The sequence below is a fragment of the Alteromonas sp. AMM-1 genome (genome assembly GCF_047290655.1).
GTDB classification, from domain to species: Bacteria; Pseudomonadota; Gammaproteobacteria; order Enterobacterales; family Alteromonadaceae; genus Alteromonas; species Alteromonas mangrovi.
The window spans coordinates 1-7072 of the sequence record NZ_JBLBUE010000171.1; the positions used below are offsets into that span (position 1 = coordinate 1).

Genomic DNA, 7072 nt, shown 5'->3' on the forward strand with positions numbered 1-7072 from the left:
GTATGTTTACATTTATGGTATTACGTACTCGAAAAGAACAATAATGATGAGTACCGAACAAGACATTATCGAACGCTATGGCTCGGTGATAAAAGCGCTGATCCCCTACCAGCAACGAGGCAGATTGCTTGAGGGGTTGAACCGCTTTTCGTCGCGACTAAGTGCACAAGCCCGCAACGTGATCAAAAACGAAGTCATTCGTTTAACCTCACAAACTGACGCACCAGCCGATAACTCGGCATTTGCCCAATTTCCGGTTAAAAAGTTTGCCCACTTTGGGATCACCATGACGCTCGACCGCGTAGGCGCAGAGATACTGAAGCGGGAAACGGCCAGGTATCTCGATCAATACACGGTAGGTGTGTTCGAATCGATTACCAACTCCGATTTTTACAAAAACCAGGTTACCCGCAAACTACGCCAGAAGATCATTCAAGCATTCACCGTGCAATCACAAAGTTACAAAGACATTGTGTTTGATGATGATTTGTCGATTACCCCCCACTTTTCCGTATCGACCATAGCATATCAGAATGGCAGAAGTCTCACCGTAGTAGCACTCAGCGCAACGGAAATTACCGTAGCGTGCACTCGCTCGCCCAAATTTGCCGATGAACCACTGCCGTTTACGTTTCCCGACATTATGGGATTGTGTAAAGCCAACCAGGAAATTCATTACCGATTTAAAGATGTGGAGTTTAGCAGCCGCACTCAGCGTCATCATGCTACCCTGACACTGGCCGAGCAAGATGCCGAATGGCAGCCTAAAATTGCCAAATACCTTGCTGGAGCAGCATTGCGTTTGCCACTGGAACGCGATTTGGAAATTGAACGGACCATGCAAGCGTTGGATCGCGACCGCATAGTAGAAAACTCGCCCTGGATCCCGGTGTTTCTGCGCAAAGAGCAGGAAACCTTTATTCCGACCATGGTAATGCTTACCGGAACCAATACCGAGCGCAACCCTGGCTGTCGGGCTACCCGCTTTTTACCGGGTAAGAGCCGCTTTAAACGCATCATGGACGAATTACAGCGCTACAATGAAACTTACGTTTTCAGAACTACCGTTACGGCAGGAACCGGCAAGCCCATAGAACTTTGCGCGACCCTCAGAGAATTAGAACAAGTACAGCTACTAGGCTTTTTTATTAAGCTGGCAGAAGAATCCGACGGTCTGTCGATTTGGCAATATCGCTTGAGTGAGATACCCGAGACTGACCGTAGCAATGCAATGACCATTCAGGACATCAGCAGTGAAGATTCCGAGCTGATCCCACAACTCAAGCACATTGTTTATGTGCGAATGGTAAATGACGAGCTGGGTAAGCTCAAAGCATTTATCCCCATTGAAAAAGCCAAATTACCTAAGCAAGTTAGCGATGCCGATGAATGTTGGCCCCTGCACTTTGTAATGGAGGAAGGCAACGATCGCCGGGCTGAGCCGCGTTACCGCATTGAGAAAAGTGCCAGTGTGAAGTTTGGTTTATTAACCAGTTACGATGCCATTGTGCGTGATTTTTCGTTGAGCGGTATGCAAATTGAATTGCTAGGCCCGCCGCAGGAAAGTCCCCCGGAATTCATTAAAGTGAATGTACCGGATTTAAAAATGAAGGGCATGCGGTATCAGGTGTTGAATTATTCACCGCAAAATTACGTTATGCGTTTAAGACTGGAAGCCAACGATGCTAACAGTAAGCTTGCCACCAAAATTTCAGGTCAGAACGCCTCTCTGCTTAAGATTCGCAATATCGAACAGCAGCAAAAAGTGTATTTTCGCTACTTGTGGGAACTGGCATCGCGCAATCAGCCGCATATAGCCATTCAGGTTATTCACGGCAGACAAATGTATAGCCGTTTAAAAACCGTGTACATTCCCGAGCAAAGCAATGATTTGTACCCGTTTAAACAGGTTACCAATGAAGTCCCATTGCACGGGTTTGTGGCTGATATGGACAAATCACCGCCCGACTCCAGCGCGCTAAAACGGTTATTACAACAAGCTAATCGCTATCACATGGCTATTCACTGTGAACGCAAAGCCGATCAACGGTTGATTGCGTTAACCGCCCATGAGTGCTTTGCCAGCAAGTTGCGCAAGCAAATCGTGCAGTATCTGGAAGAAAGTAAAGTGATCCTGTGCGCAACTACATTGGAGTGTCACCCAAATGTGCGCGTTACCACGCCAATGACCAAACAGCGGCTGGCACTACTCTCTAAAGTGGATATGGATGTTTATGAAAAGCTGCTAAACCTTCAGCATACCTATTCTCATGTGATACATCTGATCGACATATCACCATTGGCTCAAGCGCTAACACTGGCGCAATACGTACCCACTGAAAGCAGCGACACAGGAGCAAGTGAAGGCGGAGAAAACACGCCTGCTTAGGCAAGCCGTTCTGTGGCCCGCCAGGTTCCAAATTCCATTTACAATGTGCGGGTCATAAAGCAGCTGTTTGGGTCGTCGGTGTAGTCTGCGAAAGGCCCGCAAAATTCAAATCCGTGACTTAAATACAGTTGTCTGGCGGGTTCAAAAAACGCCATCGAGCCGGTTTCCAGATACAGCGTACGAATACCGCGTTGCTCGGCAAAGGCTATCAGATGCTTCAGCAGTTGTTTGGCGGTCCCTTTGCCTCTTGCTGCTTTAGGCGTGCGCATGGATTTAATCTCAGCTTGCTGAGCATCCAATAGCTTGATAGCAATACATCCCAGTAAGGTTCCCTGCAAGGTTCTCTGTAAGCTACCCTGCTCCCAGGCGCTGATAAAAGTAATCGAAGGGTGACGCAAACCTGTCAAATCCAGTGCATGTACACTCTCTGGCGGTGACGTTGCGCGCATATCAGCCAGATGTTCTTCCAATAAAGCGTGAATAGCCGGATGGGTGAGATCATCTACAATAATGTGCATTATTAAATCATGCCTTTTAAGCGAGCCAGTCCAAATGCATTACAGGTGGTGGCATCCATAATGTCGCCGGCCAGGATTTTGCGCTCCAGCTCAGCAACCGGCATTTTATAAACTTCCAGGCCTTGTTCCGTTTCTTCTAAATCCTGTGAAGACTGAGACAGCCCTTTGGCCACAAAAATATGATAGCGCTGCGAACACATGCCAAAGGCCAGAAACTGTTCTGCAACCGCAAACCATTGTGACGCAACTAAACCGCATTCTTCTTTCAATTCAGCTTTAGCAACGGCTAACGGCTCAAATTCAGCATCCCCTTCTTTCGCGCCCTGAGGAAACTCAAGGTGACGGCCTTTAACCGGATACCTGAATTGCTCAACCATGTAAACCTCATCGCCATCCAGTGCAATCACCACAACAAAATCCGGTTTATCTACCACGCCATAAATACCACGATAGCCATCTTCCCGGCCGATGCTGTCCTCACGTACCGTCATCCAGCGGTTCTGGTACACCACTTTTGTGTCGAGGGTAAAAATTTCGTCTTGTTGCTGGTCGTCCATGGCATCTTTTCCGTTGGGTTTAACATGAAAAAGTGGAGCTTAGGCTCCACTTAGTAAGAAGAATTATTACTAGATATATTCTACCGCAACAATTTCATATTCCACTTTGCCAGATGGCGTTTGAATATTCACAATGTCGTCAAGCTCTTTACCAATCAGACCACGGGCGATAGGCGAATTTACCGAAATTAGGTTTTCTTTGATGTTTGCTTCATCGTCACCCACGATTCGGTAAGTGGTTTCTTTGTCGGTGTCCAGATTCATAATGGTCACGGTAACACCAAAAATGACTTTGCCATTGTTTGGCATTTTAGTCACATCGATGATTTGTGCGTTTGACAGTTTACCTTCGATATCCTGAATACGTCCTTCACAGAAGCTTTGCTGCTCGCGGGCTGCATGGTATTCAGCGTTTTCCTTTAGGTCACCGTGCTCTCGGGCTTCGGCAATGGCAGCAATAATTCTGGGACGTTGAACCGATTTGAGTTCGTTCAGTTCTTCACGCAAAAGCGCTGCCCCACGAGCTGTCATAGGATATTGCGTCATTGTGTCATTCTCACTTTTACAAATTGTTGCTCATTAATGAAAAATGCGCCCGGCAGGCGCAATTTTCAAGATTTATTAACTGGATGAACGAACAGGATACTAGGTATCCTGTTCGCTGTCATCAGCCGTTTATTCTGGCGTGCAATTCCTGCACTGAAGTAACCTTACCGCGGTCATCGGCTGATTTGGCCTGAACCGTCGCAAATGCCGCATTCATGGTAGTAGTGTACGTTACTTTGTTAAGCAGAGCTTCTCTACGGATATACACCGAGTCGGTGATAGCCTGACGGCCTTCCGTAGTGTTTACAATGTAAGCGTACTCACCATTTTTGATGGCATCCACAATGTTCGGGCGACCTTCAGACAGTTTATTCACTACAGACACTTCAATACCCTGAGCGCGCAGGAATTCTGCGGTGCCGCGGGTACATTCAATTCTGAAGCCACTGTCAATCAACTTCTTAGACAAATCAACCAGCTTTGCTTTGTCGTTCTGACGAACCGACAGCAAGGCTTTACCAGGCTTAGGCAGTGGCGCACCAGCACCCAGGTTGGCTTTCGCGTACGCTTCTTCAAACGTGTCGCCTACACCCATAACTTCACCGGTAGAGCGCATTTCCGGGCCTAACAGTGGATCTACGCCCGGGAACTTGGCAAATGGCAATACCACTTCCTTCACCGAGTAGAACGGTGGGATCACTTCCTTAGTGAAGCCCTGCTCTTTCAGTGATTTACCAGCCATTACCCTGGCAGCAATTTTTGCCAGCGGCACACCGGTAGCCTTAGATACAAACGGCACTGTACGGGCAGCACGAGGGTTAACTTCGATCAGATATACCTCACCACCTTTGATGGCAAACTGCGTGTTCATCAAACCAATAACACCCAGTTCAAGCGCCATGGCTTTAACCTGTTCACGCATCACGTCCTGAATCTCTTTTGACAGTGAATGCGATGGCAGTGAACATGCTGAGTCACCCGAGTGAACACCGGCTTGTTCAATGTGTTCCATGATGCCGCCAATCACAACATCGGTGCCATCACACACGGCGTCGATATCAACTTCAATGGCGTCGTCAAGGAAGCGATCAAGCAGTACCGGTGAGTCGTTAGACACTTTCACTGCTTCGTTCAGATAACGTCTCAGATCTTTCAGGTCGTACACGATTTCCATTGCACGGCCGCCCAGTACATACGAAGGACGCACCACCAGCGGGAAGCCGATTTCTTCGGCTTTGGCCAGAGCCTGTTCCATGTTGCTTACCGTGGCGTTAGCTGGTTGTTTAAGACCCAGCTTATTTACCATCTGCTGGAAGCGTTCGCGGTCTTCTGCGCGGTCGATTGCCTCAGGCGAAGTACCGATAATCGGTACACCATTGGCTTCCAGAGCGCGAGCCAGTTTCAGCGGCGTTTGGCCACCGTATTGCACGATAACGCCTTTCGGCTTCTCTACTGCAACGATTTCCAGTACGTCTTCCAAAGTCACAGGTTCAAAGTACAGACGATCAGACGTATCGTAGTCGGTTGATACGGTTTCCGGGTTACAGTTAACCATAATGGTTTCGTACCCATCTTCACGCATAGACAGTGCAGCATGCACACAGCAGTAATCAAATTCGATACCCTGACCAATACGGTTTGGACCACCGCCCAGAACCATAATCTTTTCGCGATCCGACGGCGCAGCTTCACACTCTTCGTCGTAGCTTGAATACATGTAAGCAGTGCTGGTAGAAAACTCAGCCGCACAGGTATCCACGCGCTTGTACACAGGAGAAATACCCATGCCACGGCGGGTATTACGTACATCGCTTTCGCCCACGTTAGTAAGGGTGGCAATGCGCGCGTCAGAGAAACCTTTGCGCTTCAGTGTACGCATCAGCGTTGCGTCGATTTGGCTTAAACCAATTTCGGAAATGTGATTTTCCAGCTTAACCAGTTCTTCAATTTGCACCAGGAACCAAGGGTCTACGTTAGTCAGGTTAAAGACTTCGTCTACACTCATGCCCATACGGAATGCATCAGCAATGTACCAAATGCGTTCTGCACCGGGTTCACGCAGCTCATAAATTAGCTTAGTGCGGGCTTCCGGGTCCTGCAGATCAACCATTGGGTCTAAACCGCTGGCCCCCACTTCCAGGCCACGCAGTGCTTTTTGCAACGATTCCTGCTGATTACGGCCGATTGCCATTACTTCACCCACAGACTTCATCTGTGTAGTAAGACGATCGTTTGCGCCAGCAAATTTTTCGAAGTTAAAGCGTGGAATTTTGGTAACCACGTAGTCAATCGCTGGTTCAAACGACGCTGGGGTTAAACCGCCAGTAATATCATTGGCCAGTTCATCCAGGGTGTAACCTACTGCCAGCTTGGCAGCCACTTTCGCGATTGGGAAACCGGTTGCTTTAGAAGCAAGTGCTGATGAACGGGATACGCGAGGGTTCATCTCGATGATGACCAGACGACCTGTTTTTGGATCCACACCAAACTGTACGTTTGAACCGCCGGTTTCTACGCCGATTTCACGCAGTACTGCCATGGCAGCATTACGCATGATTTGGAATTCTTTGTCGGTTAGGGTTTGCGCTGGCGCTACCGTGATTGAGTCACCAGTGTGCACCCCCATCGGGTCGAAGTTTTCAATGGTACACACAATAATGCAGTTGTCTGCTTTATCGCGCACCACTTCCATTTCGTACTCTTTCCAACCAATCAGTGATTCATCGATCAGCAGCTCGTTGGTAGGTGACAAGTCCAGACCACGGGTACAGATTTCATTGAATTCATCAATGTTGTACGCAATACCGCCGCCGCTGCCACCCATGGTGAAAGACGGACGAATGATGCAAGGAAAACCAAGGTCATCGGCCGCAGCGCGCGCCTCTTCCATCGTGTGTGCAATGTGGCTACGTGGCGTTTCTAAGCCAATTGCCTTCATCGCCTTATCAAAACGATCTCTATCTTCAGCCTTATCAATCGCATCGGCATTCGCGCCGATTAACTGAACACCATATTTTTCGAGAACACCTTGACGATCCAAATCGAGAGCGCAATTCAGAGCA

At 48.4% G+C, this 7072-nt stretch carries 5 protein-coding genes; 1 reads left to right on the top strand and 4 read right to left on the bottom strand.

Annotated features, from left to right (window positions below; genetic code table 11):
* Positions 1-43: 43 nt before the first annotated feature.
* Entirely contained in the window at positions 44-2389 is a 2346-nt protein-coding gene (locus ACLR2L_RS17435) for a PilZ domain-containing protein (protein ID WP_413369927.1), read from the top strand.
* A 38-nt stretch (positions 2390-2427) separates the two neighbouring features.
* Here ACLR2L_RS17435 and ACLR2L_RS17440 read toward each other — a convergent pair whose 3' ends face one another.
* From ACLR2L_RS17440 to carB, 4 genes are all read right to left on the bottom strand, one after another.
* Entirely contained in the window at positions 2428-2907 is a 480-nt protein-coding gene (locus ACLR2L_RS17440; protein WP_413369929.1) for a GNAT family N-acetyltransferase, read from the bottom strand.
* A gap of 2 nt (positions 2908-2909) precedes the next feature.
* The gene (locus ACLR2L_RS17445; protein ID WP_413369931.1) at positions 2910-3464 is read right to left on the bottom strand and encodes an NUDIX domain-containing protein; all 555 of its coding nucleotides are present in this window, start codon (positions 3462-3464) and stop codon (positions 2910-2912) included.
* A 69-nt stretch (positions 3465-3533) separates the two neighbouring features.
* Complete coding sequence (gene greA / locus ACLR2L_RS17450; RefSeq protein WP_140959980.1) at positions 3534-4010, bottom strand: transcription elongation factor GreA; 477 nt, start codon at positions 4008-4010, stop codon at positions 3534-3536.
* A gap of 121 nt (positions 4011-4131) precedes the next feature.
* Positions 4132-7072: carbamoyl-phosphate synthase large subunit (gene carB / locus ACLR2L_RS17455; RefSeq protein WP_413369933.1), on the bottom strand; the 2941-nt coding region annotated here is incomplete at its 5' end.

What these genes read in the sequence shown, in the direction of transcription:
- ACLR2L_RS17435 (WP_413369927.1), top strand. Translation starts at nt 44, where the DNA reads ATGATGAGTACCGAACAAGACATTATCGAACGCTATGGCTCGGTGATA.
- ACLR2L_RS17440 (WP_413369929.1), bottom strand. Translation starts at nt 2,907, where the DNA reads ATGCACATTATTGTAGATGATCTCACCCATCCGGCTATTCACGCTTTA.
- ACLR2L_RS17445 (WP_413369931.1), bottom strand. Translation starts at nt 3,464, where the DNA reads ATGGACGACCAGCAACAAGACGAAATTTTTACCCTCGACACAAAAGTG.
- greA (WP_140959980.1), bottom strand. Translation starts at nt 4,010, where the DNA reads ATGACGCAATATCCTATGACAGCTCGTGGGGCAGCGCTTTTGCGTGAA.